Origin of the sequence: Paroceanicella profunda (assembly GCF_005887635.2) — a bacterium.
GTDB lineage: Bacteria > Pseudomonadota > Alphaproteobacteria > Rhodobacterales > Rhodobacteraceae > Paroceanicella > Paroceanicella profunda.
In genome coordinates this window covers 87221-114056 of sequence record NZ_CP040823.1, presented here as the reverse complement: position 1 = coordinate 114056, position 26836 = coordinate 87221, and the positions used below count along the sequence as shown (strand labels likewise).

25 protein-coding genes and 6 pseudogenes are annotated in these 26836 nt (G+C 61.1%); 16 read left to right on the top strand and 15 right to left on the bottom strand.

What is annotated here, in order from left to right:
• Positions 1-484 precede the first annotated feature (484 nt).
• Positions 485-1060 (bottom strand): annotated as a pseudogene (locus FDP22_RS23900) (cation efflux transmembrane domain-containing protein).
• Positions 1061-1163: 103 nt separating this feature from the next.
• Positions 1164-1587: pseudogene (locus tag FDP22_RS23895) on the bottom strand (MerR family transcriptional regulator).
• A 208-nt stretch (positions 1588-1795) separates the two neighbouring features.
• Here FDP22_RS23895 and FDP22_RS23890 point away from each other — a divergent pair.
• From FDP22_RS23890 to FDP22_RS23835, 13 genes and pseudogenes are all read left to right on the top strand, one after another.
• Positions 1796-2359: pseudogene (locus FDP22_RS23890) on the top strand (SCO family protein).
• 5 nt (positions 2360-2364) lie between these two features.
• Positions 2365-2718, top strand: coding sequence for a disulfide bond formation protein B (locus FDP22_RS23885; protein WP_143972312.1), 354 nt, complete (start codon positions 2365-2367; stop codon positions 2716-2718).
• Positions 2719-2781: 63 nt separating this feature from the next.
• Positions 2782-3440: pseudogene (locus FDP22_RS23880) on the top strand (DsbA family protein).
• Between the two features lie 23 nt (positions 3441-3463).
• Entirely contained in the window at positions 3464-3931 is a 468-nt protein-coding gene (locus FDP22_RS23875) for a copper chaperone PCu(A)C (RefSeq protein WP_028095366.1), read from the top strand.
• Positions 3931-4556 (top strand): annotated as a pseudogene (locus FDP22_RS23870) (SCO family protein). Before FDP22_RS23875 ends, FDP22_RS23870 begins: the two are co-directional and overlap by 1 nt.
• Positions 4553-5926, top strand: a complete 1374-nt coding sequence (locus tag FDP22_RS23865; protein WP_138578366.1) for a M23 family metallopeptidase — start codon at positions 4553-4555, stop codon at positions 5924-5926. The pseudogene FDP22_RS23870 and the gene FDP22_RS23865 overlap by 4 nt, the downstream one beginning before the upstream one ends.
• A 3-nt stretch (positions 5927-5929) precedes the next feature.
• Positions 5930-6385, top strand: a complete 456-nt coding sequence (locus tag FDP22_RS23860) for a DUF411 domain-containing protein (protein ID WP_028095369.1) — start codon at positions 5930-5932, stop codon at positions 6383-6385.
• A 12-nt stretch (positions 6386-6397) separates the two neighbouring features.
• A complete protein-coding gene (locus FDP22_RS23855) occupies positions 6398-7180 on the top strand; it encodes a ZIP family metal transporter (RefSeq protein WP_028095370.1) in 783 nt (260 codons plus the stop codon).
• A gap of 28 nt (positions 7181-7208) precedes the next feature.
• Positions 7209-7667 carry a signal peptidase II gene (gene lspA / locus FDP22_RS23850; protein ID WP_009503845.1) on the top strand — a complete coding sequence of 153 codons (459 nt, stop codon included), beginning with the start codon at positions 7209-7211 and terminating at the stop codon, positions 7665-7667.
• Positions 7634-9247: an apolipoprotein N-acyltransferase gene (gene lnt, locus FDP22_RS23845; RefSeq protein WP_028095371.1), complete on the top strand. Its 1614-nt coding sequence runs from the start codon at positions 7634-7636 to the stop codon at positions 9245-9247. The genes lspA and lnt overlap by 34 nt, the downstream gene beginning before the upstream one ends.
• On the top strand, positions 9238-9405 hold the full coding sequence (locus FDP22_RS24680; protein ID WP_009503847.1) for a hypothetical protein: 168 nt from the start codon (positions 9238-9240) through the stop codon (positions 9403-9405). Before lnt ends, FDP22_RS24680 begins: the two co-directional genes overlap by 10 nt.
• A gap of 24 nt (positions 9406-9429) precedes the next feature.
• Positions 9430-11367 (top strand): annotated as a pseudogene (locus tag FDP22_RS23840) (penicillin acylase family protein).
• Positions 11364-12365 carry a cytochrome c oxidase assembly protein gene (locus FDP22_RS23835; RefSeq protein WP_138578364.1) on the top strand — a complete coding sequence of 334 codons (1002 nt, stop codon included), beginning with the start codon at positions 11364-11366 and terminating at the stop codon, positions 12363-12365. The pseudogene FDP22_RS23840 and the gene FDP22_RS23835 overlap by 4 nt, the downstream one beginning before the upstream one ends.
• 219 nt (positions 12366-12584) lie before the next feature.
• Here the strand turns inward: FDP22_RS23835 and FDP22_RS23830 are convergent, their stop codons facing one another.
• The 3 genes from FDP22_RS23830 to FDP22_RS23820 all read right to left on the bottom strand — a co-directional run bounded on the left by FDP22_RS23830 (position 12585) and on the right by FDP22_RS23820 (position 15935).
• Positions 12585-13097, bottom strand: coding sequence for a L,D-transpeptidase family protein (locus FDP22_RS23830; RefSeq protein ID WP_138578362.1), 513 nt, complete (start codon positions 13095-13097; stop codon positions 12585-12587).
• 182 nt (positions 13098-13279) lie between these two features.
• Positions 13280-13546 carry a TFIIB-type zinc ribbon-containing protein gene (locus FDP22_RS23825; RefSeq protein WP_035367121.1) on the bottom strand — a complete coding sequence of 89 codons (267 nt, stop codon included), beginning with the start codon at positions 13544-13546 and terminating at the stop codon, positions 13280-13282.
• A 34-nt stretch (positions 13547-13580) separates the two neighbouring features.
• Positions 13581-15935 (bottom strand): heavy metal translocating P-type ATPase, encoded by a 2355-nt coding sequence (locus FDP22_RS23820; protein ID WP_028095376.1) that lies wholly within the window; start codon positions 15933-15935, stop codon positions 13581-13583.
• A 182-nt stretch (positions 15936-16117) separates the two neighbouring features.
• Between FDP22_RS23820 and FDP22_RS23815 the strand changes: the two genes are divergently transcribed.
• Entirely contained in the window at positions 16118-16402 is a 285-nt protein-coding gene (locus FDP22_RS23815) for a hypothetical protein (protein WP_028095377.1), read from the top strand.
• Positions 16403-16449: 47 nt separating this feature from the next.
• On the opposite strand, the gene FDP22_RS23810 is transcribed toward FDP22_RS23815, so the two are convergent.
• The 7 genes from FDP22_RS23810 to mntR form a co-directional block, all read right to left on the bottom strand.
• Positions 16450-17112, bottom strand: a complete 663-nt coding sequence (locus tag FDP22_RS23810; RefSeq protein WP_138578428.1) for a L,D-transpeptidase — start codon at positions 17110-17112, stop codon at positions 16450-16452.
• Positions 17113-17403: 291 nt separating this feature from the next.
• Complete coding sequence (locus FDP22_RS23805) at positions 17404-17925, bottom strand: c-type cytochrome (RefSeq protein ID WP_138578426.1); 522 nt, start codon at positions 17923-17925, stop codon at positions 17404-17406.
• Positions 17918-18412, bottom strand: coding sequence for a DUF411 domain-containing protein (locus FDP22_RS23800; RefSeq protein ID WP_028095379.1), 495 nt, complete (start codon positions 18410-18412; stop codon positions 17918-17920). The genes FDP22_RS23805 and FDP22_RS23800 overlap by 8 nt, the downstream gene beginning before the upstream one ends.
• Positions 18412-19341, bottom strand: coding sequence for a WD40/YVTN/BNR-like repeat-containing protein (locus FDP22_RS23795; RefSeq protein WP_223870725.1), 930 nt, complete (start codon positions 19339-19341; stop codon positions 18412-18414). The genes FDP22_RS23800 and FDP22_RS23795 overlap by 1 nt, the downstream gene beginning before the upstream one ends.
• Positions 19342-19358: 17 nt before the next feature.
• Positions 19359-20804 carry a multicopper oxidase family protein gene (locus tag FDP22_RS23790; protein ID WP_054540800.1) on the bottom strand — a complete coding sequence of 482 codons (1446 nt, stop codon included), beginning with the start codon at positions 20802-20804 and terminating at the stop codon, positions 19359-19361.
• A gap of 136 nt (positions 20805-20940) precedes the next feature.
• Positions 20941-21285 (bottom strand): hypothetical protein, encoded by a 345-nt coding sequence (locus tag FDP22_RS23785; RefSeq protein WP_054540799.1) that lies wholly within the window; start codon positions 21283-21285, stop codon positions 20941-20943.
• Between the two features lie 124 nt (positions 21286-21409).
• Positions 21410-21862, bottom strand: a complete 453-nt coding sequence (mntR, locus tag FDP22_RS23780; protein WP_054540798.1) for a manganese-binding transcriptional regulator MntR — start codon at positions 21860-21862, stop codon at positions 21410-21412.
• A gap of 326 nt (positions 21863-22188) precedes the next feature.
• On the opposite strand from mntR, the gene FDP22_RS23775 reads away from it, so the two are divergent.
• A complete protein-coding gene (locus FDP22_RS23775; RefSeq protein WP_239032057.1) occupies positions 22189-23187 on the top strand; it encodes a multicopper oxidase domain-containing protein in 999 nt (332 codons plus the stop codon).
• Positions 23184-23483 (top strand): hypothetical protein, encoded by a 300-nt coding sequence (locus FDP22_RS23770; protein ID WP_430226197.1) that lies wholly within the window; start codon positions 23184-23186, stop codon positions 23481-23483. Before FDP22_RS23775 ends, FDP22_RS23770 begins: the two co-directional genes overlap by 4 nt.
• A gap of 37 nt (positions 23484-23520) precedes the next feature.
• Here the strand turns inward: FDP22_RS23770 and FDP22_RS23765 are convergent, their stop codons facing one another.
• Genes FDP22_RS23765 through FDP22_RS23755 form a run of 3 tightly spaced genes read right to left on the bottom strand, consistent with a single transcriptional unit; the run spans position 23521 to position 26826 of the window.
• Entirely contained in the window at positions 23521-24312 is a 792-nt protein-coding gene (locus FDP22_RS23765; RefSeq protein WP_138578360.1) for a TniQ family protein, read from the bottom strand.
• Entirely contained in the window at positions 24309-25190 is an 882-nt protein-coding gene (locus tag FDP22_RS23760) for a TniB family NTP-binding protein (protein ID WP_138578358.1), read from the bottom strand. The genes FDP22_RS23765 and FDP22_RS23760 overlap by 4 nt, the downstream gene beginning before the upstream one ends.
• A 1-nt stretch (position 25191) precedes the next feature.
• Positions 25192-26826 carry a Mu transposase C-terminal domain-containing protein gene (locus tag FDP22_RS23755; protein WP_138578356.1) on the bottom strand — a complete coding sequence of 545 codons (1635 nt, stop codon included), beginning with the start codon at positions 26824-26826 and terminating at the stop codon, positions 25192-25194.
• Positions 26827-26836 lie beyond the last annotated feature (10 nt).

The following is a 26836-nucleotide window of genomic DNA, read 5'->3' as shown; positions in this document are numbered from 1 at the left end:
TGAACCAAGCACCTTGATATTCGATCTCAACCATGAGTGGAGAATTTCTTGCGGAGCAAGCGATACACCAACTCTGGGACAACACCGCGCTGCAAGCCTTTGTGGATCGTAAACCCATGGCAACCGGCAACGAATGCCAACACCACGCAGCAACGCCATCAAGAGCGTCCCTTTGGTATTGCACTGCCCGTAGCCGTCGGAAAGCACCTCGGAGGCGGGGATGTCGTCAGCTCGATTGTATCCGAACGCGATTTCATTCCGAACGAATCATAGGCAGCTCCGATCGATCGTATTCGGATAAGCCGCGCCAGCCGCGGGTCTCAATTAGATGCGCAAGAGGCGCGGCATCAAAATCCAGTAATTTGGGGGTGCAAGTAGGGTCGGTCATCTGCAACGGAGTCGCTCCTCGAATCGTCTTGGAACAAGCCTAATTACTATAGTCACTATAGCTTCAAACCCTTCTTTCAGAAAGAATCTCCCGCAACTATTTGCCCGTATGAACTGCTTTGTGGTGTTCGCCGTGTGCGTCGCGCAGAATGTCGATACCCCCCAGGCCGCGATCCCGGCGACAATCACGCCGACGACGAGTCCGGCCAGTTGTTCCCAGCCAGGCGACGAGGCCGCCAGCCAAGACGATTCCGAGGTTCGCGGCGAAATCGTTGTAACTGAAGGTGTTGGCCGCGCGGATGTTGACGTCCGGATCTTTGAGCTTAGCGAGCAGCCAGACGCAGACTGCGTTGATCGCCGCCGCAAACAGGGCCATGGCGATCATGATCGTCCCGAGCGGATCTGACCCGCCGATGTAGCGGCGCCATGCATCGTAGAGGATACCAGCGGCGAACAGGATCAGCAGCCCGCCGGAAACGTTCGCCGCCCCGCGTTTCCATTTGTCGGATCGGGACAAAGCGAAAAGGCTGATCGCGTAGACGAAGCTGTCGGAGAGGTTATCGAGCCCGTTGGCGATCAGGGCACTTGAGTCGCCGAAGGCGCCTGTTGCGAAAAAGGCCACGGCCAAACCGATATTGAGCGCCAGAACGATCCAAAGCGTCCGTCTCTCCATTGAATTTTGTCTAGCAGCCATTTTGTGGTTCCAGCCTGTGTTGTACGACACATTAACTTCTGCGGCTGATCTGCGTTCCAGCCGGAATGTTGGCTGAATTCCTTCAGGCCCCGATTTCCTCGTGCTCGGTCAGGCATTCCGAATGGTCCCGCAACACCTCAAGCACCTTGCAGTCTCCCGTCCGCCCGCCGCTGCATTCGTGAACCATGCGTTTCAGTTCCGTGCGCAGCGCCTTCAGCGGCCATGCGCTGCTCCACCTGTTTGAGCTGGCGACGCGCGATGGCATCTGCCTCGTCGCAGGGCGGTTGGGATGGTCGCTGAGGTCAGCAGCTCGCGGATCGCATCGAGCGAGAAACCGAGTTGCGCGAATGGCGGATGAAGGACAGTCGGTCGAGCTGTGCATTGTCGTAGCGCCTCTGTCCGCCTTCGGTCCTGCCAGGTTCGGGCATGAGTCCGATCTGTTCGTAGTACCGGATGGTCTGCACTTTTGTGCCAGTCTTCTTTGACAGAGTACCGATCGTGAGCATTTTCGCCTCCATGAAAAAGATACAGTTTGTGTAGGTTTTGCCGTCGGAATAAACAAGTGTCGGATTCACAGACGCGTGAGTTCAAGCTATACCATGATTTCGTGCTTGAACCTCTAGCGGCTAGAGGATGTATCCGCACATGCAATAAGAATCAATAACAGGCGAAACAGGATTGTCCCTTACATCGGCACAGAAGTTTCTTTGGGTTTTGGCAGGCGTGGCAGCGCTTGCCTTCGTATGGCTTTTGCTCTGGTCCGACTATCGTGCCGACCGCGCCCGAACCGACGCCGAACCGCCTTTTTTCGCTAAATTCGAACTGACGGACCACCAGGGTATGGTTCGAACCGAGGAGGACTTTGCGGGCGCTGGATGCTGGTGTTTTTCGGCTTCACCAACTGTCCCGACGTCTGCCCGACGACCCTGTCAGAGGTCGCGGCGGTGATGGACGTCTGGGCGACGATGCCGCCAAGGTCCAGCCGATTTTCATAACAATCGACCCCGAACGGACACGCCCGCCGCACTCGCCGAATACGTCCCGCTGTTCGATGCGAGCATCATCGGGCTGACGGGCACGCCGGAACAAATCGCCGCCACATCCGAGACGTTTCCGATCTTCTTTGAACGCGTCGAAGAGGCTGCGGCGCCGGATGGTTACACGATGGGCCACACGTCGCATCTGTTCCTCTTCGATCCCGACGCGGGCTTTGCCGACTCCTGGCCCTACGGCACCCCGGCCGAAGAGATTCTCGCCGATCTGGAAGAGAGGATCTGATCGACATGAACCGCATATCCGGAGAAACAGCCCTCGGGCTGGCATGGATCATCGCGCTCGTCGCCTCGCTTGCCGTGCTTTTCATCGGCGAGGTGCTGGGGCAGACGCCCTGTGTGCTGTGCTGGTTCCAGCGCGCCTTCATGTTTCCCTTGGCCATTATCCTAGGCTGGGCCTTTGGTGGCGGGACGGCCGTGTGGGGCGCTACGGCATCGCATTGGCGCTTGGCGGCGGCGCAATCGCCCTCTGGCACATGGGGCTGTACGTCGGTCTTGTTCCCGAACGCATCCAGCCCTGCACGGCCACCGGCCCCTCTTGCACCGATGACAACCAACTGGTCTTCGGCATCCCGATCCCGCTGATGGCCCTCGCCGCCTTCGCGCTGATCGGGCGCTGTCGGCCCTTTCATTGAAGGACACACGAAAATGAACCGACGCGCCCTGATCCTGTCCGTTCTCGCCTTCGGCGTCGCCGGTTTCGGCGGAACCACCTGGTTTGCAACCCGCCCCGGCCCGGTGGCCGAAGCGGAGCCTGTTGCGCCGGAACTCGCGGACGCGATGATCCGCCCCTACTCGCCCATCCTCGGGCCTGCGGAAGCGCCCGTCACGATCGTCGAATTCTTCGATCCGGCCTGCGAGGCCTGTCGCGCCTTTCATCCCATCGTGAAGGACATCATGGCCGAGCATGGGATGCTGTCCGCGTCGTGATCCGCTACACGCCCTTCCACGGCGCGGCATCCGAGGAAGCGATCCGCGTGCTCGAGGCGGCACGCATGCAGGACGTTTACGTGCCGGTGCTTGAGGCCGTTCTGCGGGAACAGCCGAGATGGGCGTCGCACGGTGCCCCGGCGCCCGGCCTGATCCTTCAGATCGCCGCCACGGCCGGACTCGATGCCGAGGCCGCGCGCACGCAAATGATGGCGCCCGATGTCGTGGCGATCCTGAACCAGGATCGTGCCGACGTCGAGACCGTGGGAATTCGCCAGACGCCCACATTCTTCGTGAACGGCAAGCCGCTCGATCCATTCGGGGAGGCAGAATTGCGTCGTCTGGTGGCCGCCGAAGTCGCTGCCGCGCAAAGCTGAATACAAAGGGCAGGATCAGAACGATGAAAAAGTATATTTTGACCAGCACACTGGCGGCGCTTTTGACCCTTGGAGGGTTCTCAGCGCCCGCGCTGGCCGGACCCGAGGATGTTGTCGTCGAGAACGCGTGGTCCCGCGCCTCCATCGGGATGAACCGTCCCGGGGCCGCTTACATGACGATCCGCAACACTGGCGACGAGCCAGTGACGCTGATCGGCCTTACAACACCGCTCGCGATGATGCCCGAAATTCACGAGACGAAGACAAATGCCGAAGGTGTGAGTTCCATGAACCCGGCGGGGGAGATCGCGATCGCCCCGGGCGAGAGCGTCGCGCTCGAACCGGGGGGCCTGCACGCAATGCTGATGCGGCTGCAAGAACTGATGACGGAAGGGGACACCTTTCCGCTGACCCTGCTTTTCGAAGACGGAGGCGAAGTGACGGTCGAGGTGCCGATCCTCGGAATCGCCGCGCGGGGGCCAGAGGACTGATGCGGCGACGGGCGATCCTGGGTACGGGGCGGCTGGTGTCGGGGCGGTCGCCCTGATGCTCTTCGTCGGTTGGTGGCAGGTCGATGGACCCGGTGGACCTGAACCTGTCGGGCAGCGGCCTGTGGCCCTGACCGAGATGGATTTCCGTCTGACGGATCATGAGGGCAACGCGGTCGGGCCGGAAACCCTGATCGGTCGCCCGACGATGGCGTTCTTCGGCTTCACCTACTGTCCCGATGTCTGCCCGACCACGCTCTCGGACATTTCGGGATGGCTCGACGATCTGGGAAACGAGGCCGACGAGATGAACGTGGTTTTCATCACGGTCGATCCCGAGCGCGACACTGTCGAAACGATGGCCGAATATGTCGGCTACTTCCATCCTGCGCTCCGTGGCTGGACGGGGCCGGAAGAGCAGATCGCGCGCGTCGCGGACGGCTTCCGCGCCACCTACGAGCAAGTACCGACGGAGAGCGGCGATTACACGATGAACCACACCGCGAGCGTCTTCCTGTTCGCAGCCTCTGGGCGGTTCGTCACCATGATCGACTATCACGAAGCCAGAGAATTCGCGGTGCCGAAGATCCGTCGCGCGCTGGCAGAAGAAATGGAGGGGGCGACATGAGGCTCAGAACTTTGGCGGCGGGTGTCGCAATTGCGGGGACGGTTTCGGGAGCGGCTATCGCCATCTCTGATCTTTTGTCGAAAGAACCCGTGCCGCCGGAACTTGCCCAGGCAGGTAGCTGGATGCCCCAAGGTCCTGAAGCCCCTAGAAACGTTGACATCCTCGTGACGCTGCCCGCGACGGCATGGGCAGAGGATGCACCCGACCTCGGCTCCCTACCCCTTCTGCAGGTCGCGTTCGCCGACAGGCCGGTAAGCGCGATCGAGCCACCGCTGTCGACGTGGTCGCGCGACATTGCACCTGGCGAGACGCTCGATTTCTTGCTGTCCGAAGCTGGACTTGCGGCACCTGACAGAGCCGAAGTTGCCCTCGCGCTTGGCGCGGAATACGATCTGCGACGGCTGCGGCCGGGGCACTCGGTCACTGTTGCTTCGACCATGGACGGCAGCCCCCGCACCGTCGCACTTGCCGTCGAGGACGGGGTTCGGATCGAGGTGGTGTTCGGCGAGCGGTTGTCCACACAGGTCGTGACTCCGGATCCGGAGATCGTAACCCTTGCCGGCGAAGCGGTGATCGACAGCTCGATCTTCGCGGCACTCGAAGAAGCCGGCATACCCGCCCGTTTTTCCGTGGACCTTGCGCAGATGCTGGGTGGGACCGTGGATTTCCGCCGCGAGATGGCCGGCGGCGAAGCACTAAGGCTTCTCTGGCGTGAGGCGCGGGTCGGCGAGGACAGGATCGGACAGCCCGAACTCGCCTTCGCCGCACTGGAGATCGGCGGTTCGCTTTGCGAGATCGTATGGCCGGACGACGGCAGCGGTCAGGCGACGATCTACGTCGATGGCGAGGTGCTGCGCGTCTTCGCACAGCCGGTCGAGGGTGCGCGCCTCAGCTCGGTGTTCGGACGCCGCACGCATCCGGTCTTTGGCAACGTCCGGATGCACACAGGCGTCGATTTCGCAGCGGCACGTGGGACACCGGTTCAATCGACGGCACCGGGGCGGGTTAGTTTCATTGGCTGGCGCGGTGGCTATGGCCGTGTGGTCGAAATCTCGCACGGCTCCGACACCATGACGCGCTACGCGCATCTGAGCGCCGTGCCGGAAGACCTGGCACAAGGCCAACGCGTTGCGGCGGGAGATGTGATCGGCCGCGTCGGCGCGACTGGCACGGCGACAGGTCCGAACCTGCACTACGAAGTCCTCGTGGATGGGCGCCCGACTGACCCCCTCACTGACGACCGGCTCGCCGAAGCAGCTGAGAGCGAAGCGGATGATACCGCCGCGCTCTCGCGTCTGGCCGAGGCGCGGGCGCTTCTGAATGAAAACCTCGGCAGCGAGATTGCCGAAACGACAACCGAAAGGCTCTGACCCATGAAACGCATGACCCAAGCTCTTGCCATCACGCTCGCCCTTTTCCCGGCGGCCCAGGCCCTCGCAGAGGCAACGGCGATCGACGTCCGCAAGACGAACGGTTGCGGCTGCTGCCTCTCGTGGATGAACCACCTCGAAGAGAACGGTTTTGTGCCGACCGGCCAGGACATGTTCGGTGGGTCGCTGGTTCGCTTCAAGCTCGACAACGGCGTGCCGCAGCGCATGGTCTCCTGCCACACCGCGCTCATTGACGGCTACGTGATCGAAGGCCATGTACCGGCCGCTGACATCCGCCGCCTTCTCGATGAGCGCCCGGACGCAGTCGGTCTCGCCGTGCCTGGGATGCCCTATGGCTCGCCCGGCATGGGGCCAGAAGACGACCGCGAGGCCTATGATGTCTTCCTCATCCGCGAGGACGGGTCGACGGAAGTCTTTTCGAGCTACGGCGAAGGATAACCTGGCCCGCCCATGGAAAACCTCTCTCCGATCATGCTCGGCTTCCTCGGAAGTCTGGCTGCCGGATCGCTCACGGCAGTCGGAGCAGTTCCCGTGTTGTTTGGACGCATCCCGTCGCGGGCCACACGCGATCTGTCGCTCGGCTTCGCTGCCGGTGTGATGCTCGCCGCTTCCTTCTTTTCGCTGATCATCCCGGCATTGGATGCGGCCGAGCCGATGTTCGAGAACGGCGCGATGCCTGCGGCCATCGTATGCGTCTCGATCCTCTTGGGCATGGGGGCTGTCGCGCTGATGAACGAAAAGCTGCCGCACGAGCATTTCAAGACGGGACGCGAAGGGCCCGAAGCGGCGTCTTTGCGGCGGGTCTGGCTTTTCATCATCGCGATCACGATCCACAACTTCCCCGAAGGCCTCGCGGTCGGGGTCGGCTTCGGATCCGGAGGTATGGAGGGCGGTTTGCCGCTTGCTGTCGGCATCGGGCTTCAGAATGCGCCCGAAGGATTGGCCGTCGCTGTATCTCTGCTGGGCGAGGGATATCCGAAGCTGCGCGCCTGGGGCATCGCGGCGCTGACGGGCATGGTCGAGCCGATTGGCGGCCTGCTCGGGGCCGGGATCATCACGCTGTCGGAACCGCTGCTGCCATGGGGACTGGCCTTTGCCGCGGGCGCAATGCTCTACGTCATCAGCCACGAAATCATCCCCGAAACCCATCGCAGCGGCCATCAGAACAGGGCGACGCTCGGTCTCGCAGTCGGGCTCGTTCTGATGCTGTTTCTCGATGTCTGGTTGGGATGAGGCAATGTCATCATACAAAGTATCTGCGATGATCGGCGTCTTTGCAGCGCTTGCTGCGTTCGCGATCGATCAGATCACCAAAGCCATTGTCGTTGCGAATGCCGTCACTTTAAGCGCCGGGATTTCCGTGTTTCCGGGATTCAACCTCGTCTTTTATCGTAATGACGGCGTGACTTTCGGGATGCTGGGCGGCGCTCCGTGGTGGAGCCTCATCGCTCTCGCTCTTGCCATCTGTGTTTGGCTGGGGGTTATGCTGTTTCGCGCCGAAAATGCGGTCGAAACACTTGCCTATGGCGCGATCATTGGCGGAGCCTTGGGCAATGTTATCGATCGTGTGCGGTATCGGGCTGTAACAGACTTTCTCGATTTCTACATTGGCACAACACATTGGCCTGCCTTCAACATGGCCGATATATTTGTTGTCAGTGGCGTGGGGCTCTTGCTCGCCGCGCCATGGATCAGCGCGCGGCGTTCGATCAAGTCGTGAAACCGAAAATTCTGAACCGCATCGCTCTGCGCCACCGTTTGCTTTCGCGGATGACGCTTGGTTTCGCCGCCGGGGCGCTGACCGTTCTGACTTTCCCGCCTTTCTCGCTTCTCCTGCTCGTTCCCGTTGCCTATTCCGCGTTCTTTGTCGGTCTTCGCGATCTCTCCCTAGGGCGTGCTTTCCTCGTCGGCTGGGCGTTTGGTCTTGGCCAGTTCGGTTTCGGGATTTCGTGGATTGCAGAGAGTTTCTACGTCGAGGCCGAGCGGTTCGGGGCGATGGCGATCCCGGCTGTCGCGGGATTGTCCGCAGGTCTCGCAATTTTCCCAGCCATTGCCGCAGCGCTCTTCGCCGAAATCGCGCGGCGCGGAGCCCTGGGTAGTCTCCTCGCCTGCCTCCTGTTCACGACCTCCTGGACCGCGACCGAGTGGTTGCGTGGTCACGTTCTGACAGGGTTTCCCTGGAACCTCGCCGGCTACGCACTTGCCGACTACGCCGCCCTTCGCCAGACCGCCGCCTGGGTCGGAAGCTATGGGTTAAGCTTTCTCAGCGTGTTCGTCGCGGCACTTCCCGGCGCGGCTGTCATGACGTCCGGGCGGCAACGATTGACCGTTTCGCTCATGGCGCTGGCCGGCATCGCGACGATGTGGGCTGTCGGTACGCTTCGCCTCCAGTCGGATGCACAACAGCCACCCGGTGTCGACCTGCGCATCGTCCAGGGCAACATTCCACAAGAGGAGAAATGGGCGCCCGAGAACCGCGAGGCGACCTTCGCGCGCTATGTTGAGCTTTCAACCCAGCCCGGCGATTTCGACGTTCTTCTTTGGCCGGAAACCGCCTTTCCGGGTTTCCTCGATGAGGATACGGAGGCGCGGGATCGCATTGCCGCAGCGCTACCAGACGGCAGCATGCTGCTCACCGGGGTGCCGGACCGTGTACCGAGCGAGGATGGCACCCGATATTTCAACACGGTCCAGGCTTTTGGCGAGACCGGCAGAATCCTGACCGGATACGCGAAACACCATCTCGTACCCTTCGGCGAATATGTGCCATTCCGTGGCTGGTTGCCCATCGAGCGACTCACGGCGGGTCTGGGCGATTTTACGCCCGGACCGGGCCCGCGAACGCTTGCGCTTCCGGGTGTGCCCCTGGTCGCCGTGGCGATCTGCTATGAGATCATCTTCCCAAGCCATGTGGTCGACGACCTGTTCAGGCCGGACTGGATTTTCAACGCGACAAACGACGCCTGGTTCGGCACCAGCATCGGACCCGAGCAGCATCTGGCTTCCGCACGGATGCGTGCCGTAGAGGAAGGCCTTCCTGTCATCCGAGCCGCGAATACGGGCATCTCCGCGGTCATCGACGCGAACGGTGACCTCGTCGCGCGGCTCGGCAACGGAGAAACCGGTGTAATAGATGCGGCTCTGCCCTCTGCTCATCCGTCAACGCTATATGCGCGCTTCGGCGACTGGGCGCTGCTGGCTCTCATCTTCACTACTTGGGCCGTGGGACTGGCTGCAGGTCTGGTCGGCACACACCGGTGCAACAAGAGAACACGAACGGAGAAAAAGTCATGCTGGTAATCGCGGGCATTGTCGCGGGTGCGATCTGGGGTGGATATCTGGCGCGACGCCGAAAAGGAAACCGGCTGGATATCCTCCAGTATGCGGCGAGTTCGGCGATCGCCTTCGGTCTTCTCACCTATTTCGTTTCGGTGGTCCTCTTGCGCATCTTTGCATGAGAAGGGTTTCGAAACGGCACCGACGTGAGACGTCTTTTCAACATATTACTGTACGGGTTCTTGGCGATCTGTATCACGGCATCGGTTGGTTCCGGGTTGGTCTATTTTCTGCTGAGCGCATCCGTTCCCGACTACAACGAGGACTTCTCGGTAGCAGGCTTAGGTGGACCGGTCGATATTCTGCGAGATGCCTCGGCAATCCCGCACATTACCGCGAGTTCCGCCGCGGATGTCTATTTCGCGATCGGCTTCGTTCATGCGCAAGACCGACTCGGTCAGCTGTTAAGGGCAAGGCGAATGGCCGAAGCTTCTTGGCCATCCGATGAGACATTGTCCGTTGCGCCAGCGGTCTCAGACGCGCTCGAATCCTATGCCGCCGGCGTCAATGCGTGGCTCGAGCTGGTGTCGGCGGGAGGGCGCGGCAGAGGCTCGCCGGAACTGTTGATCGCAGACGAACGGTCGATCGATGCCTGGACACCTGGCGATAGCCTGAGGATTGCCCGGTCTTTTCTGAATGGCCTGCGACCGGAAAGCGCACGGAAAGGAACGCCGAGCTTATCAAGTGCAATTATACCGTCGGATCGACCAAAAGTGCTCGAACTATTTGCGACTGATCCGCAGCAGCGCCTCGATGCATGGGCGATAGACGGTGACCGAACCGCTGCCGGGACACCAATTCTCGCCGCCGATATCAGCGGTTCCCTGTCGCTGCCCTCGGAATGGTATCTCGCCGATCTTCAGTTTTCGACAGGGCCGGCCATAGGGGCCACGATGCCGGGCGTACCTTTCGTTATTGTCGGTCGCAATACGCGCGTCGCCTGGGCCTTCCGGTCATTTCCCGTGCCAGACGAGGAGGCACCAAGGGGGCCGTCACCCGTGCAGGCGGCAGGTTTCCTGACGATGCTGGAGCTGTTCACGCGTTCGGCCGACGCGACCGATGCCATCGGAGTTGCCGCAGACATGTTGCCGAAAGGCATGGAGGCATTGGCCATTGACCGAGAGACCGTTGCCCGATGGCCAAAAGAGGAAGCCGTACGAGCGTTGTCATTTCGCGACATTCGACTGGCGGAGCTTGAAGCGCGGCAATCGATCTTCTCGACTGAAGGCGCCATCGGTGTTCAAAGGGACACCGTAAGTACCGTGGCGCGAACCCTGCTGCCCCTGATGGCGAAGGAGCTTTGGTTCGTGCAGTCCAGAGACAGCATCGAAGGCACCGATGCGAACGACCTTCGTCGTGAACTACTGGACAGGCTTGCGTCGTGGAATGGCGACATGGATCGCTATTCACCGGAACCTCTGCTGTTCTGGACTTGGCTCCGGGCTTTGCAGCAGCGCATTTTGAAAGACGAATTTCCGGCAGCGCAGCAACTCTGGACCCGTCCGAACCCGAACTTTCTTTATGCGGTACTCAGCGATCGTCGCGGTAGCGCAATCTGGTGCGACATCCGCCTATCCTCACCTCGCGAGACATGCGAGGAGCAGGTTCGCGTGGCCCTGGATGATGCCCTTGGCTGGCTGGTCGATCGATAAGGGCGCGATCCCTCGACGTGGACCTGGGGGGAGGAGCATAGATTGGACATGCAGTGGTCGCCGATCAGTTCACGTGGGTTGCTGACCAACCTGCTGTCCCTTCAAGCGCCGATTTCAGGCGATCCGTTTACGCAATTCTTGACATCATTTGGTGTTGAAGAAGACCGTCCATTCCTTGTGAGTGCCGGAAGCAATTTTCAGGCGGTCATGTCGATATCGGAAGCAGCGGGATCATACTACATCACGCCCGCCGGACAGTCGGGACATCCGCTATCTCGATTCTACGACAATCTCTTTCCCTCGTGGATACAAGGCGAATACCTCGCCATGTCGACCGATCTGTCACTGGCCCGTGGCGGCGCTTCCGGGATCTCGCGGCTCACACCGGCTACCTCCGACAACCCTCGGATGAGCGAGGGCCAGAGCGAATGATCACAAACTTCTTCTTCCTTTACGACCCTTTCGGCTATGTGCTGTCACCGGTGTCGCTCATTGTTGTCGGTCTTACAGTATGGCTGTTTTTGCGTGGGCTCAAAATACACGCTCGCTGTCTCGGAAGGGTTTCTGGTTGGCGTCGAACCGCCTTCTTTGTCGGCCTCGCGGCCGTCCTCGTCGCGACGAATGGGCCGCTCTCGCCATTGGGGCACAGTCTGTTTTCGGTACATCAGGTCGAGCATCTTCTTCTGCGACTGGTAGGACCGCTTCTTATCGCGGTTTCTCAGCCCTGGCTTGGCCTTCAAGCCGGATTGAAAAGGGAATGGCGCCGACGCCTTGCCGCGATTGGGCGTGCGCGCATCCCGCGATTCTTGGCGCTTCCTGCATCTGCCACCTCCTTGTTGATTGGTGCGCTTTTCGTCTGGCAGATCCCGATGATCTACGCCCTTACACAACGTATTGCGGCGATGGAAGCGCTGGCACATCTGTCTATGGTGCTTGCTGGGCTTTGGTACTTTGCTATGCTGTTCGATCTGCGTGATCCGCCTGAAGGAGCGCGGCGCGGCGCTCGGCTGATGTCAGGGTTCGTGGTGATCGTTTCCAACATCTTTCTGGGCTCCCTGACAACGCTCAAGGAGGTGCCCCTCTATGGATCAGAAATCATCGCAGCGAGCGGTGGTCGACTTCGCGCCCTGGCTGACGAGACAATCGGTGGCTACGTAATCTGGGTCCCGTCGTCGATGGTTCTCATCGCGGCAATCATTCTGGTGCTGAACGGCTGGAACGCGGCGGAGGAACGGCGCTGGACGTCCCGCTACGACCTGATGCGCCAATCGAATGCGGCGGCGCTCGAGTTTCCGGAAACCGCGGAGGAACTGCGTCTGAAAGTAGAGAAGCCGAACCGGGACATGGGCCGTACGCTCGCCCTTGGCGCATTCTCCATGTTCATGGTTGTCATGATTACCGTCGTGACCATCGTCTATGCCCTCGGATAGATTGAATTCGACATGAGACCAGACGCATTCTTCTCCGCTAGGGCCCGCCTGTTTCGCCACTGCCACGGCTGGACACATATTGTAGTGTCCTTACGCGTACCGGGTGCTTGCGCTGGCCCCCGGCGGCGAGCGTCACTTTAGCCGTGATCGCCATCGAAGTGATCAACGTGGCCCTGTGCCGACGATTTTCCTGATCTGACGGAAGATCATCTCCTCCCATCAGGCGTAGATGTCGATCGGTGTTCCGTCTTTCACCATTGCATAGATGTCCTCGATCTGCCGATCTGTGACCGCGATGCAGCCAGCTGTCCAGTCGCGGACATCCGTTGGGTCGATCCCTGGGCGTGGACCACCATGGATGAAGATGTCGCCGCCGGGGGAAAGGCCCTGCGCTTCAGCGAAGGCTATGTCGGCCTCATTCGGATAGGAGATGCCAACCGAAAGAGGATACGTACTGTCGGGGTTGCGCTTATCGACTACGTAAGCGCCCTCAGGGGTCCGGCCGTCTCCCTCGAATTGCTTGTGACCCTCAGGAGCGAAACCCAGCCCGACCGGATAGGTTTGCAATACGCGATCGGCTCCGTCCAGAACAAGCAAACGCTGCCCCTTGTAAAGCCGAACACGGGTCACCTCGGGTCCGCCATAGCTGCGGAACCTGCTGGCACAGCCAGACAAAAACGCTGCCAACCCGCCCAACAGGACGGCGCGGCGGGGAAATCGGATGGTTTTCACTGCTCGATGCCTCTTTCGTGAGGTCTGATATGGACATTACGTTACCTTGCAAATGCTGCGTGATCAATGTCCGTGGGCAAGCGCGGCCTTTGCGATCTTTGGACCAACCTGCTCACCGCTGAATGCCTTGCGGGCCTACCGCAGCGCCTTGAGGGCGACCGGCAGGGAGGCCACGGCAAGCCTTAATCGAACAACTCGTGAAGCCAGGATTTGCGCCGATAGCCGTGCTTTCCGCGCCGGTAGCCGCGATCATCGTCGTAGCCGCGCGGCTCAGGCACCCGCTGAGGCGCCACATCGGGTGCCGAACGCTCGATGATCTTGTCCAGTTCGCCCCGGTCGAGCCAGACACCCCGGCAATCGGGACAGAAGTCGATCTCGATCCCCTGGCGGTCGGTCATGCTCAAGGGCACCTCGCAAACCGGACACATCATCCTGCCCTTCACGCTCATGTCTCGTCTCGGCTCCTTTCCGGGTTCTCCCAGTTCAATGACCATGTGCCAGCGCCCCTTTGGCCAAGCCTTCGCCAACCTGTTCACCGCCGGACGGCGGCGCCTTGGCCTCTTGGCTGTTAAGCAGGCGCAGGGCGTTGGCCACCACCAGCAATGACACTCCTACGTCGGCTGCAATAGCGCCCCACATCGATGCCAGTCCGAACGCGGTAGCGACAACGAAAACGCCCTTGGTCGCCAAGGAAATACCGATGTTCTGATGGATAATCGACATTGTCCGGCGCGAATGACCGATCAGCCAAGGCACCTTGCCGAGGTCGTCGGTCATCAGGGCAATATCCGCCGTCTCGATTGCCGCGTCCGAACCAACAGCGCCCATCGCGATGGCGTAATGCGCGCGCGCCATGGCGGGGGCGTCGTTCACCCCGTCGCCGATCATGGCCACCATGTCATGCGTTTCGACCAGTTCTTCGATGGCTGTCACCTTGTCTTCGGGCAAAAGCTCGGCACGGACCTCGTCGATGCCGACCTCGGCTGCAACGGCGCGCGCTGTCCGCTCGTTGTCGCCCGTCAACATGACGATGGTCTTCACGCCTTGCGCGTGGAGCTGTGCCACGATGCCCTTGGCGTCGGGGCGGATACGGTCGCGCAATTCCAGGATGCCGGTCACGCCGGTGTCGTCGCCCACGGCAACAAGGGTGCTGCCAGCCCCTTCGATGCGGTCGCGCAGATCCTTCGGAATGGCGTCGCCGAAACCCTTCTCCTCGGCAAACCGGTCGGACCCTAGCCAGATCGACCGGCCGTCTGTGCGTCCTTCAAGTCCTCTACCGGGAACGGTTCGGGTGTCTTCCGCGGCGGACACATTGATGCCGTCGGCTTCTGCCCGCGCGAGAATGGCACGCGCCAAGGGATGCGAGGAACGTGCCTCCAGCCCAGCGGCGAGGGTCATCAGATCTTGCGCCGATGCTTTGCCCAGCGGATGCACCGCCGCCACCTCGGGCTCGCCCATGGTGATCGTGCCGGTCTTGTCCATGGCCAATGCAGTGGTCTTGCCCGGTGCCTCAACATATGCACCGCCCTTGATCAGCACCCCCGCCCGCGCAGAGGCGGTGAGTGCAGCGACGATGGAGACCGGTGTCGAGATGACCAGAGCACACGGGCAGGCGATCACCAGCAGCACGAGTGCATTGTAGAACCAATAATCCCAGGCCCCACCGAAAATGAGCGGCGGCAACAGGGCAATTGCGATGGCGAGAGCCATGACGATAGGCGTGTAGATGCGGGCAAATTTCGCCACCCACTGCTCCACCGGCGCGCGGCGGGCATGGGCGTCGCCGACCATGCGGATAATCTTGGCCAACACGGTGTCCGAGGCGGCCTTCGTGGCGCGCACCGTCAGTGTGCCTTCGCCGTTGATCGTACCGGCATAGACATCGTCGCCCCGTTCCTTTGGGACCAGCGCACTCTCTCCGGTGATTGGCGCCTGATCGACGGCCCCTGCCCCATCGACAACCTCACCATCCAATGGGATGCGGTCTCCGCCGCGCACGACGAAACGTGCGTTGATAGCAACCGCGGAAGCCGGTACGTCCGCTTCCGAACCGTCATCATAAAGAATTCTTGCCGTCGGCGGCGCCAGGTCCAGCAGAGCTGAAACCGCATTCCTCGCACGCCCGACGCTCCAGCTTTCGAGGAAAAGCGAGAGCGAGAAGAAGAACGCAACCGTCGCCGCCTCGAAAAATTCGCCGAGGCCAATTGCACCCGCGACTGCGACTACCATGAGCAGGTTCATGTCGGGCGACAGCCGCCGTGCGGACGACCATGCCTTGGGCGCCACGAGCCAAACACCGAACAGGATCGCAACCGCGAATAGCCCTGCCTCGACCAGTGGCATCGGCGCTTCGCCGTGCCCTGCGAAGAGGCCGAGTGCCCCCCCCATGCCGGTCTCGATGATGTGCCACAGAAATCCCGCGGCCCAGAAGCCGCCACTGAGCGCCGTAAACAGCCGCTGGCGTGCAAGATGGGCCGCCTGGTCGACCGACGCGTTTTCGGCATCCCAGGGCTTGGCGGTCATGCCGGTGCTTGCGACCAGCTCTGCAATTTCGCCGTCCGATACACTCTTGGCGCTGTCGAGAATAGTCATCCGTCCATTGATCACGTCGAACGCGAGATGCTCGGCCCCGCCGATCTTCGGGCCGACCACCTTGTTCAGGATTGCTACCTCCTCGGCGCAATCGAGGCCGGACACCTGAAAACTGCGCCCGCCCGCTGGCGCGGGCGTCGTCGGAACGATGTCGCCGCACGTTCCGGCGCTCCCGCAGCAGCTGCCGCCGCTTGTCTGGGCATCTTCGGCGTGATCGTGGTCGTGACGATGGGTGTCGGACGGCATGAATGGACCTCTGGATTCGGGTGCTTTACCATGACATAGCCCCTACAGTAGCTAGAGCTTCAAGAGCAAAATACGGTGGTATTTCAGTTTGTTTTATTGCTAGAGGATGCGGCGACCGGCTCCATCACGCCTTGAGGCATGAACAGCCGCTGCAAAGAAAAACAGTCACGAAAGGAAGCTTGATGCGGGTTTTGATGCTGAAGCAAAAAATGATGGTTGCAGTGGTGCTGTCGCTTACGGCCGGATGCGCAGTCCAGCCGACTGGGCCAGGCGACGCGGCAGACCAGCGGGGCAACGTTCCCGAAGCCGTGATTGCAATGGCTGCCCCGGATCAGGATGTTGCAACCGCGCGCTTGGTGCCCGAGGACGGGTGCTACTGGTACGAACACAGCGGCCCCGTTGAAACGACCTTGCTGCCGCTGCGCACGGCGAACGGCAACCCTATCTGCGTCGCGCGGGAAGTGTGACGACGACCCGCACGTCACATCAATGCGCTGAGAGCTAATTACCTCATTCAACTTCTCGCGGTAACGCTGTCCTCAGCCGAATAAAGATGTGCTGTCGATCCGATCGCGACGTTCGGATAAAGCTCGTTGATGTGTGCCATAACCATCCGCACGCAACCCGAACTCGCACGACCGCCGATGCTTCTCGGATAGGGTGTGCCGTGTATCCGAAGATAGGTGTCGCGATCACCGACATAGAGATAGAGCGCCCGCGATCCCAAGGCGTTTTGAGGCCCGGGTTCCATCCCGTCGGCCCATCTTGCGTTTTCGGGATCCCGCTCGATCATATTCTGTGTCGGCGTCCAGTGCGGCCACCTGACCTTGCGCTTGATGTTATAAACACCTGGCTCGTAGAGGTTGCCCCGCGCGATCGCCACGCCGTAGCGCATCGCGGTTCCACCCTCCTCAATGTGGTAGAGATACCGCGCGACCGCATCGACATGGATGTCTCCCGGCACGAGGCCGTCCTTCGCGTCCACACGCTGAGGCAAGAAACGTGGGTGTAGTCCCCAAGGGTTTGACGTGGCCGGATCGAAGCCGGGCGGGCTGACTTGCGCGTCCCATTCAGCCTTCTGCGCCTCGGTGGGCCAGCTATCGGCAAACACAGGGTTGGCCACAGTCGCCGAAAAGAGCGCTGTTGTCGTTTGAATGAAGTGTCGTCTTGTCAGCATGTCGTACCCTTTCGGTTCCCACCGGCGATCAATGGCAAGAACGATATACATTCTCGTCGACTAGATAGGACTTCTAGTGGCTAGAGGTTCAAGGGCAAATTTTCGTGAACGCATGCACGCGACCCTGGTAGCACATGCTTGCCTTGCGGTCGGGTTAACGGCCAACCAGGTCAGGTCCGAATTAGCGTGGTAAAGCGGGAGTCGGGGGGCGGAGTAGGACAGATTTGCCGAATTGGTCCCCCGGTGGATCGGCTTTGGTCGAAAGATACTATCCTGACACCCTGTCGAACTTCACCCGCCCGTGTCATTGGCCGAAACTTCGGCTTGGAACTCACGTTGTCGCTCAGGCCAGGTGCTCTTGATGTAGACGAGGATCGCCTCGATCTCTGCGTCTGTCAGATCCTCTCCGAAGGCCGGCATGTCGCTCTCGTATCCCGGCACGACGGCACCGACCCCGCCTTTAGTGATCTGAAAAAGCATGCGGTCTGAATGGTGCCAGGTGTGGCCTGTGTCATCATGCGGCGGGGCCGGCATTCTTCCGGTGTCAAGACGACGACGCCAATCGGGCTGGCCTTCAAGGTTCGCACCATGGCAACTGGCGCAGTTGTCCGCATAAAGCTGTTGCCCTGCCGTGACCTCGGATGCAAGCACGGGCTCTCCCAAGAACGTCAGTCCCTCGACACGCGGGTCCACCGGTTCCGATTGGGCCAGCACCACAACGCCGGTGGTCGCGAGCGTGGACACTAGGGCAGCGAGGTGCACTGACCGCCTGACCGTACCCTTCGCCAGTCGGTTTTTCGGCCCCTTATTCATCGGCATAGATTGAGATTCCTTCCGGGCCAAAGGCGTAGGTCCTTAGCGTGCCTGACTTGACCGCAGCCATCCCGGGTGCATTCGCGGGCATTCCCGGCAAGGTGATACCCGTTATCGCCGGACGGGTTTCCAGCAGCCGCTCGATGATGTCGACGGGGACGAGACCGCTGACATAGTAGCCGTCGATTTCGGCCAAGTGGCAGCCGATGCCCTGGGCGGGCACACCGACTTCGACCGAGCGTTTGTCGAAGTCGCGGTCATCCACACGCGTTACGGTAAAGCCGTGTTCTTCGAGATAATCCCCATAGGCATCACAGCAGCCGCAGCCCGGATCGCGCCAGATGGTGATCTGCCTTTCGCTGCCCGTCAGACCGGGCGCCACATCGCCTGTCGCTTGCGCCCAAGCCGATGTGGTCAGGCCCACCATTCCGACAATGCCGCTGCCAATCAGACCAAGCGCGTTTCTTCTCTGCATCATTTTCTCCATCATAGTTCTCCTGTTTCGATCCAGGTTGCGCCGCCGTCACGGCTGAATTTCAAGATGCCGCCCAACAGGGCAGCGATGTAGGTCTCGTCTCTTGGATGAACCGCAACAGCGGTCGCAGCTTTGCTGGCCCGCTTTTGCCAGATGACTCCGCCGTCCTGCGATGCCCAGAGGCCCGAACGCAGAGCGGCATACATCACTTCCGGCGCCGAGGGGGCACTGGCCAGCGACAGGATCGGTTGACCGCCTGGCAATGGCGCTTCGGACGGTGGGGCTTCACCCGCAACCAATGCGTCCATCGCGTTGCCTGGCTGCACGTCCTGCCAGCGACAAAAGCAATCGGGCACCCGCGCAAGGCCAACCTCGGTGCCCGCATAGATCCAGATCCCGCCCATGCCGGTTTCAAGCTCGACCGAAGCCAGAGCAAGAGGTTCGCGCTCTGCGTCGTCGAGCCAGGGGCGGTCCATGGCGAGCGACCAGGTTGCGCCGGCGTCCTCGCTCTTCCACAATCCGTCGCCGCGAACCGAGGCATAGATCATGTCCGAGTTCCGCGAGGCGATGGCAACGGCATTGATCTCTCCGTCAGGCAGCCCAGCGTCGCTGACGCGCCACGAAGCGCCCCCATCTTCGGAAGTGCTGACACCGCCCACGGCGAGCCCCGCAACCACACGGCCAGGCCGGTCGCGATGGGTCGCCAGCGACAGCACGTTCCCCGGTGTCTCTGCCGCGGTCCAAGTCCGGCCGTCATCGTCACTGACGAACAGCCCTCCTCTCGCCAGCAGAATGGTATCGCCATCAAAGGCAAGTGCCGCTGGATCACCATCGCTCGCCGCGAGTGCGAACCCCGGCAACATCGAAGCGACGCCGATACTGAGTGCCGCGGTGAGTACCTTGCGCCGGTTTGGCCGACATCCAATCTCAATCGACTTCAATCTGCATGCTCCTCTGCTCATGCGACGCGGATCACGCCCATCATCCCGGCCGCCTGGTGCTCAAGGATGTGGCAATGGAACATCCAGTCTCCGGGATTGTCGGCGACCAGGGCGATTTCGACCTGCTCGCGCGGCGCGATCAGCACGGTGTCCTGCCATTCACGGAATTCGGTCGGCACGCCATCGCGGCTGATGACGCGGAAGGAGTGGCCGTGCAGGTGGATCGGATGGTCGAAGGCAGTGGCGTTCGTCATTTGGAGGATATGGCTCGCGTCGCGCTCCAATGTCAGGAAGGGATCGAGCATGTGCCCTTCGGCCGCGACGCCATTGACGAACCACATGCCGCCACCCACAACGCCACCCATCATTCCGCCCATCATGCTGCCGGACTGGCTCGGGCCCATCTGGCGCTCGACCATGGCGCCCATCATGCCCCCGGTGAACAGGATTTCGTGACGACGGGCTGCGTTCAGATCAGGTTCGATCAGTGGATTGGCTGGAAGGGCAATTTCCCATTCCGGCGGCGTGGCACGCAGGGGCGTTTCGTCAAAGACGACATCCAGCAGGTTAAATTCATTATCGCGATAGGCGCGGTCGACGATTTGAAGCGTGGTTCCCGGGTCGGCAGGGCAATCGAGCATTATGTCGGCACGCATCGCCGGGCCCAGAACCACGACACCGTCAGGCGCGGCGTGCGGGGTGATCGGCTGGCCGTCGAGCGCAATGATGCGCGCGGAAAGGTCGCCGAAGTCGAGCGCGAAGATGCGGGCGTTGGCGGCATTGATCAGCCGCAACCGGATGCGTTCGCCTTGCCGCACCACGAAGACATCGGGAACACGCCCATTTATCGTGACAGTATTGCCCAGACGGCCCGCATGGCTCATGTCCATGGCTGCGCCGAAGTCATCCGCAATCGCCGCGTCCCGCGTCAGCCGCCAGTCGTCAAGCAGCCAGGTGACATCGCGGTCGACCCGCGGCGGGTTGGATTCGTCGATGATGAGTGGTCCGGCCAGCCCACGTCCGACCTGCTCGAAACTGCGCTGGTGGGGGTGATACCAAAAGGTCCCGGCATCGATCGCGTCGAACTCGTAGGTGAAGGTTTCTCCGGGTGCGATCGGCTTCTGCGTCAGGTGTGGAACCCCGTCCATCGCGTTCGGCAGACGAAGTCCGTGCCAATGGACGGTGGTTTCCTCGTCCAGACCGTTTGTGACGACGATGCGCAGCCGATCGCCTTGCCGAACCCGTAGCTCCGGGCCGGGAACCTGACCGTTGAAGCCCCAAACGGGGGTTGCGGGATAAGGTTCTGGGACCAGCCTTGCCTGTCCCGGCGCGGGGCGCAGCGAAAAGCTGCGGATTTGCGGCTCGGCGCGCAGAGGCTTTCCGAAAGCCGCGGCGCCGAAACCCGCCAAGGATGTTGCAAGAAAAGATCGGCGACTGAAACGGGAACTGATTTGGTAGGACATGGATAAACACTCTCTGATTTCACTGTACGCCGCCAAAGCAATTGCTCAGCGACGTTCATGGCCCCGCGCAAACGCCCATTTGGGGGCGTCCGGCACGGAGAAACACACGAAGCGCAATCAAGCGCCGTGTGTCAGATCAGAGGTAGACTCGAGGAGGTTGTTTGGCCGGGGGGCCAGATATTCCGTGCGGAACGTCCATTGGCCGGATTTCATGGGCCGCGGCGGCAGCGATCGGGCTGGTGCCAGCCGGAATCGAAAGAAGAGCGGCCATTCCCGCGGCATTGCACACAAAATCACAGACGGAACCCATCTTACCGTCTTCCAAGCTGCCGCAGGCGTCGCAATCGTCCATCGCCATCATGCCGCTGTCCGTGGAGACCATTGACGAGGCCATGGCAATTGAGCCCGCAGACTGCGCGACCGCGCCGATGGCAAAAGCCACCAGCGAGAGAATGCAGATAAGGCGCGCCCAACGTCTCATGATCTTGATCTACTACCCGCGCGATCCGAATGCCAGCGGCACAAAATCACGTTTCTTGGAACATCCAAAGATTGGCTCGTTCAAATCCTCGGCCAACCGACTTGTTGCAGCGGCAACCACCTGCCTATGACCGCTGGGCAAACGCCGCGAACAGGGCAAGCGTGCGCTCGCTCACATGATGCTCGATCCCTTCGGCATCGCGTTCAGCCGTCTCGGGGTCTAGCCCGAGGCTCAGGAGAAAGCGCAAGACGATCTCGTGGCGGTGCCTGCATTCCTTGGCAAGCGCCCGGCCTTCCTCGGTCAGAAAGACCGAACGGTATTTCGCGCGAGTGATCAGGCCGTCCCGCGCCAGACGGCCAAGGGTTTTGGCGACCGTCGGCGCGGTCACGCCCATCCGGGCCGAAATATCGACCGGTCGGGCTTCGCCGTTCTCGTGGATCAACTCAGCGATCAATTCGACATAGTCTTCCGCCACCTCGCTGCGCCGCGCCTCGCGCACACCGATGAAGGCCTCGGCGCGGGATTCGACCGCACGTGCCTCTGCCTCGGTTGATTCAAGGTTCTCATCATCAATCATGCCGTCACCCTCGCACGATCAGGATTGACTCGTAAAGCCTGAGCGATGATTATTAGCCTATGCTAACTTTTTGCGCCGGGACTTTGGCCTGCGTGTCATCTGAAGGGACAACGTCCATGCCTGTCGATACCAGCAAGCGAGGGCGCGAGGTGTCGTCCGCCGTGGAGACATCGCTGCCCACAGCGCCACCTGGCGTCGTCACGGAGCCAGTTTCGGCGTCGCGACGCGCGTTGTTGGTCGGCGGTCTGGTGGCTGCCGGCGGAGCGGCCGTGGCCGCGAGCCGCGCGCAATCCCAGGCAACGCCCGACCCGATGGCGGGGCATGATATGCCCGGCGGGGCGGTCGATCCGTATTCGGCCCATGACAGTGGCATGGCGCATGGTAACATGACGATGGTCGGCCAGGTCGACCACGCCCGGAACGGGTTCGACCCGACGGCCATGCTGACCGACTGGGAGACCGGTCGCACAGAAGTTCTGCCGGATGGGCGCACGTTGCGAACGTTCGAGGTGGACGCCATCGACATGGAAATCGAGATCGCTCCCGGCGTGTTCTTCCCCGCCTGGACGTTCGATGGCCGCGTTCCCGGCCCCGCCCTGCGAGCGAAGGAGGGCGAACGGCTACGGATCGTCTTTCGCAACCTTGGTTCACATCCCCATTCCATGCACTTTCACGGCATTCATTCAGCGCGCATGGACGGTGTTCAAGGCGCCGGGCTGATCGATCCGGGCGAGGAGTTCGTTTACGAATTCGATGCCAAGCCCTTCGGCTGCCACCTCTACCATTGCCATGCCCTGCCACTGAAACGGCACATGCACAAGGGCATGTACGGCCTTTTCGTGGTCGATCCGGATCCGGCGCGCCACCCCGAATTTGCGGCCGTTGCGGCGTCGCGTGTGCTGGGCAGCCCGGAAAACGCCGAATGGCAGGAACTGGCGATGGTGATGAACGGCTTTGACACCAATTTCGATGGTGAGAACGAGGTCTATGCCGTAAACACGGTCGGCCAAGCTTACATGAACGCGCCGATCCGGATCGACAAGTCGCGCCCGGTGCGCATCGACCTCATGAACGCGACCGAGTTCGATCCGATCAACTCGTTCCACCTGCATGGGAATTTCTTCGACTATTACGACACCGGCACCCAGCTCACGCCGACCCTGCGCACGGTCGATGTGATCATGCAGTGTCAGGCGCAGCGCGGCATCCTCGAGTTCAGCTTCGCCGATCACGAGGACGGGATGTATATGTTCCATGCGCACCAGGCCGAGTTCACCGAACTTGGCTGGATGGGCTTTTTCGACGTGCGAGAGGCCGGAGCATGACCGATCATATCCAACGCAGCCGCCCGCCAATGACCCGCCTGCTTCTCGTCCTCGTGCCGCTGGCCGTCATGCTGGGGGCTTTCGTGTGGATTGCCTCGCTCGATCCGCTGCGCGGCTTCAACAATGGCGCGCCCCCGGTCGAGGCGTTGACCGTCGAACGGACGATCCTCGATGGGTCGGGGATTTCGCTCAGTGTGCGCGCCGGCGGATCGGAAGCAATGGTGGTCGCGCAGGTCGCAGTGGACGACGCCTACTGGACCTTCACGCAGGAGCCCGCGGTGTCGCGTTGCCCTTAATTCTGAGACGCGGCGCGTTTGACGACAAATTTTGCCCTTAATTGCGAGGTTCGGCTGTCATCGGGCCTGTGCTTCTCGCGCGCCTTTGCGCGATATGATCAACCGCAACAAGCAGACGGGGCTCCTTCTCGAAGGCGCGCAATAGAGCAACCCTTGCATAGTCGTCGATGCTGTGGCTGGCGATGGCTGCCTTAGCCAAGGGATAAGACCGAGCGGCGGCGATTGCGGCGAGACAGAACAGCCTCACTTCCGATCTGGGGTTCTGGAGAGCGAACGACGGATCCCCGCGGAAGGTTTTGAGTGACATGGCAAAGGCGACTGCACGCATTGCGCGCCGAAGTGGTCTGGGGCCGCGTGATCGCGCGGCGCACTCAAGCATCCCTGCCCCACGGCGCGCTCGGTATGTCAGTTTCTCGGATACTTGTTCGTCGCCTGCTTTGCCGAGGGTCTGCACAAGTCTCGCCCCGCAAACCTGGCAGTCGAATGCCCAGGCCCGCCTCCAATGCTTGAGCGAAAGGCCCTCTCGGGAGCATTGCGGGCAATGCTGGAATGGCATCTGGGCCGTCAGCGAGGCTTCTCGTGGCGTCATTGCTGGAAAGGTCAAAGATCGCACGACGTCTGGGGCGACACGTGCAGCGCTGGCAATCTTCTCTGCCGCCACCGCGTCGATGTTGAGGTCCAAGGCGGTGCCATGCGCGGTATCGATCTTGATATGGGCCAGCAGTTCCGCGTCATTACAGTAGTTGGCCGCAGCCAGCCGAGACAACCAACCTGACAACAACTCGTCTGGCAGCGGCGCGACAATCTTTGGCAGCGGGCGCGGCTTCACACCCGGGACTTCTCGAGCCGCCGCCCAGCGGACGCGTGACGCGACCAAACCGGCGTCCATTTTGCGATTGCGTCATCGGTGATGCATTCATTACCAGTGACAATGGCATCGATGGAAAGATCCTTGATCAGGGCGAAGATGCGCGAGGTCACCCCACCGGTCAGTGCAAGTATCTGCTTGAGCGACTTGACCTTCAGATTGGATTTCTTCTCGAGGGGCATTGCCGCGATGAGTGTCTGAATCATGTCCGAGAACTCGGCATCGTCGCGCCAGTTTGGCAGGTGATGTTCGTCCAGCCGCCTGGCAAGCTGGATATCACCACGGATGGCATCGACGGCCTCGCTGACCCCGAGGCATACCAGCGACACTTCGAGTTCATTGCTGAGATACCGCAGAACATTGAGAAAGCGGCGCTGTTCGCGGTGGGTCCCAGCCAAGAGATTGTGGACCTCGTCGATCATGATCATCCGCAGGCCAAGGTCGCGCAAGAGTGCGATGACACGAACTTCGAGGGAAGCCACATTTTGAGCGCGGGCGCTCAGTGCCGTCGCCGGGGCGCCGACGGCGGCCAGGATGTGCAGATAGAACCGCCGTTCGTCGGGTGCGGGCGGCGCTTGCAACAGCAGAAGCGGTGTGCGCGTGATGCCTGACGGCGGATCGTATTCTGGTGCGTACTTGCGCGACAGGTTTCGGGCGATCATCGTCTTTCCGATCCCGGACGCGCCATGCACAAGAAGGCCAGGCATACGGGTTTGCCTTGGCGCCTCGATCATACCCTGCAAACGGTCCAGCACTTGTTCGGCCCGCGGAAAGCCGATCCAGATGTCCGATTGAATGAGGGCGATCCGACCGTCTTCCTCAGTTGTCCCTGCCGTCAATTCACCATCTCTCTACCTTGAACAATGGGCGCGATGTATCACCCGTGTCGATCGCACGCAGCCCTTCGGTTTTCGAGACAGCCGAGTTGGTGTCCTCCAATGTCCCTTTTCTTTCACGGGATCGGCGTTCGGCCTTCGTTAGGCCCCGGCTTTCAGACTCGATTTGGCGTTGCTGTCGGATCAGCTCAGCCAGGACCAGCTCATTGGACCCGGACTTGCCAAGGGCACGGGCCTTCCTCATGGCTTCGCGATATTCCCAGAGCGGCACGGGCGGAATTTCCAAGTTTCTGTAACGCGCCTCAACATATCGGCCATCGTCCAATTCGACCCAGATCATTGAGATATCGCGAGGATCGTAGCGAACGACTACCTTTCCATCCCCGCGCCCAATGTGGCCTGCAAGGGCATCCGACCAGTACCGTATCTCGAACAGATGGATGCCGTCACGCCTGACCTTGCGCAGCTCGCTTGGCAGGAAGCTCACCCTAAAAGCTTCCATCTCAAAGGGGATGTCACCCATCATTTTCTCTGAGAGCTCCTCCCATTTGGCGATAGGTGTGCAGCCAAGACTTGAATGAACTCTGTTGTTGTAACGGCAGATTTCCAAAGCAAACCAGCGATCGAATTCGCTCAAGGTCATCGTGGCCATGCCTTCGGCGTCATAGTCGCCCTTGGCCGCGATCGAGGATTGCGTTGTTCCCGGTAACAGATGAACGGCCCCCATCATCGTCCCGATCAATCGTTCGACGTGACCTCCGAAGTGAGGACTTCCCGGCGGTCGATAGACCAGATCGATCCCCCACTCCGCACATGCCGACCGAAAGGCCCGCGACCGGAAATCGCGGCCATTGTCGACGTGGATGCTGTGCGGCTTGCCCTGTGCGGGCCAAGGAATATTGCACGCCAATTCCGCAAGAAGTTCCGCCTTGGGGGCAACCGCCTGTGTCAGGCAAAGCGCCACTGACAGACGCGAAGGGGCCTCCAGAGAGGTGTAGTATCCAGTTACCATCCGCGTTGCGATGTCGATCGCCAGCGTGACCCAAGGCCGCCCAATTGGTTGGCGCTCAAAACTGTCGACAAGGATGATGTCCGCGGGCGTATGATCAATTTGCACGATCTCCAGAGGCTGACTGGCCTTGTTCTCACCTGTGACCGGCGCAAATTTCTGGCGGGCAGCCTTTGAGCCCTCTCGTGCCTTCGCAACTTCGCGGGCATCCATCGCATCCAGACGACGCTGAACTGTCCGTCGTGTCGGCGGCTGCAAGCCCTGTTGCCAGCACGCGCTGCGGATTTCTGTCACGACGCGCGAAAGGCTCGAACGCTCCCGGCTCAAGAAATAACGGCGAAGATGTTCTTCAATCACCGCTTCGACCTTGCTGGAAATCAAGGTCGTACCAGCCGGGCGGCCCCGTTTCCGCGGAGCCAAAGCACTGGTGCGCCCACCCTCTTCCGCCAGCCGCTTTACCCAACGCCAGACCGTCGCCCTGCTGGCACCAAGCTCCCAAACGGCGTCATTGATGTCACTTTCCAGACTGCCAGTCCCATTGAGATATGCCTGAACAACCGGACGCAGCACGACGGCCCTACGCGCCTCTTCAGCTCCAACGGCAACTGACTCTTCGTCATCATTGTTCATCGACATTTGC

What these genes read in the sequence shown, in the direction of transcription:
- FDP22_RS23885 (WP_143972312.1), top strand. Translation starts at nt 2,365, where the DNA reads ATGAACCGCATATCCGGAGAAACAGCCCTCGGGCTGGCATGGATCATC.
- FDP22_RS23875 (WP_028095366.1), top strand. Translation starts at nt 3,464, where the DNA reads ATGAAAAAGTATATTTTGACCAGCACACTGGCGGCGCTTTTGACCCTT.
- FDP22_RS23865 (WP_138578366.1), top strand. Translation starts at nt 4,553, where the DNA reads ATGAGGCTCAGAACTTTGGCGGCGGGTGTCGCAATTGCGGGGACGGTT.
- FDP22_RS23860 (WP_028095369.1), top strand. Translation starts at nt 5,930, where the DNA reads ATGAAACGCATGACCCAAGCTCTTGCCATCACGCTCGCCCTTTTCCCG.
- FDP22_RS23855 (WP_028095370.1), top strand. Translation starts at nt 6,398, where the DNA reads ATGGAAAACCTCTCTCCGATCATGCTCGGCTTCCTCGGAAGTCTGGCT.
- lspA (WP_009503845.1), top strand. Translation starts at nt 7,209, where the DNA reads ATGATCGGCGTCTTTGCAGCGCTTGCTGCGTTCGCGATCGATCAGATC.
- lnt (WP_028095371.1), top strand. Translation starts at nt 7,634, where the DNA reads ATGGATCAGCGCGCGGCGTTCGATCAAGTCGTGAAACCGAAAATTCTG.
- FDP22_RS24680 (WP_009503847.1), top strand. Translation starts at nt 9,238, where the DNA reads ATGCTGGTAATCGCGGGCATTGTCGCGGGTGCGATCTGGGGTGGATAT.
- FDP22_RS23835 (WP_138578364.1), top strand. Translation starts at nt 11,364, where the DNA reads ATGATCACAAACTTCTTCTTCCTTTACGACCCTTTCGGCTATGTGCTG.
- FDP22_RS23825 (WP_035367121.1), bottom strand. Translation starts at nt 13,546, where the DNA reads ATGAGCGTGAAGGGCAGGATGATGTGTCCGGTTTGCGAGGTGCCCTTG.
- FDP22_RS23820 (WP_028095376.1), bottom strand. Translation starts at nt 15,935, where the DNA reads ATGCCGTCCGACACCCATCGTCACGACCACGATCACGCCGAAGATGCC.
- FDP22_RS23815 (WP_028095377.1), top strand. Translation starts at nt 16,118, where the DNA reads ATGCGGGTTTTGATGCTGAAGCAAAAAATGATGGTTGCAGTGGTGCTG.
- FDP22_RS23810 (WP_138578428.1), bottom strand. Translation starts at nt 17,112, where the DNA reads ATGCTGACAAGACGACACTTCATTCAAACGACAACAGCGCTCTTTTCG.
- FDP22_RS23805 (WP_138578426.1), bottom strand. Translation starts at nt 17,925, where the DNA reads ATGAATAAGGGGCCGAAAAACCGACTGGCGAAGGGTACGGTCAGGCGG.
- FDP22_RS23800 (WP_028095379.1), bottom strand. Translation starts at nt 18,412, where the DNA reads ATGGAGAAAATGATGCAGAGAAGAAACGCGCTTGGTCTGATTGGCAGC.
- FDP22_RS23790 (WP_054540800.1), bottom strand. Translation starts at nt 20,804, where the DNA reads ATGTCCTACCAAATCAGTTCCCGTTTCAGTCGCCGATCTTTTCTTGCA.
- FDP22_RS23785 (WP_054540799.1), bottom strand. Translation starts at nt 21,285, where the DNA reads ATGAGACGTTGGGCGCGCCTTATCTGCATTCTCTCGCTGGTGGCTTTT.
- mntR (WP_054540798.1), bottom strand. Translation starts at nt 21,862, where the DNA reads ATGATTGATGATGAGAACCTTGAATCAACCGAGGCAGAGGCACGTGCG.
- FDP22_RS23775 (WP_239032057.1), top strand. Translation starts at nt 22,189, where the DNA reads ATGCCCGGCGGGGCGGTCGATCCGTATTCGGCCCATGACAGTGGCATG.
- FDP22_RS23770 (WP_430226197.1), top strand. Translation starts at nt 23,184, where the DNA reads ATGACCGATCATATCCAACGCAGCCGCCCGCCAATGACCCGCCTGCTT.
- FDP22_RS23755 (WP_138578356.1), bottom strand. Translation starts at nt 26,826, where the DNA reads ATGAACAATGATGACGAAGAGTCAGTTGCCGTTGGAGCTGAAGAGGCG.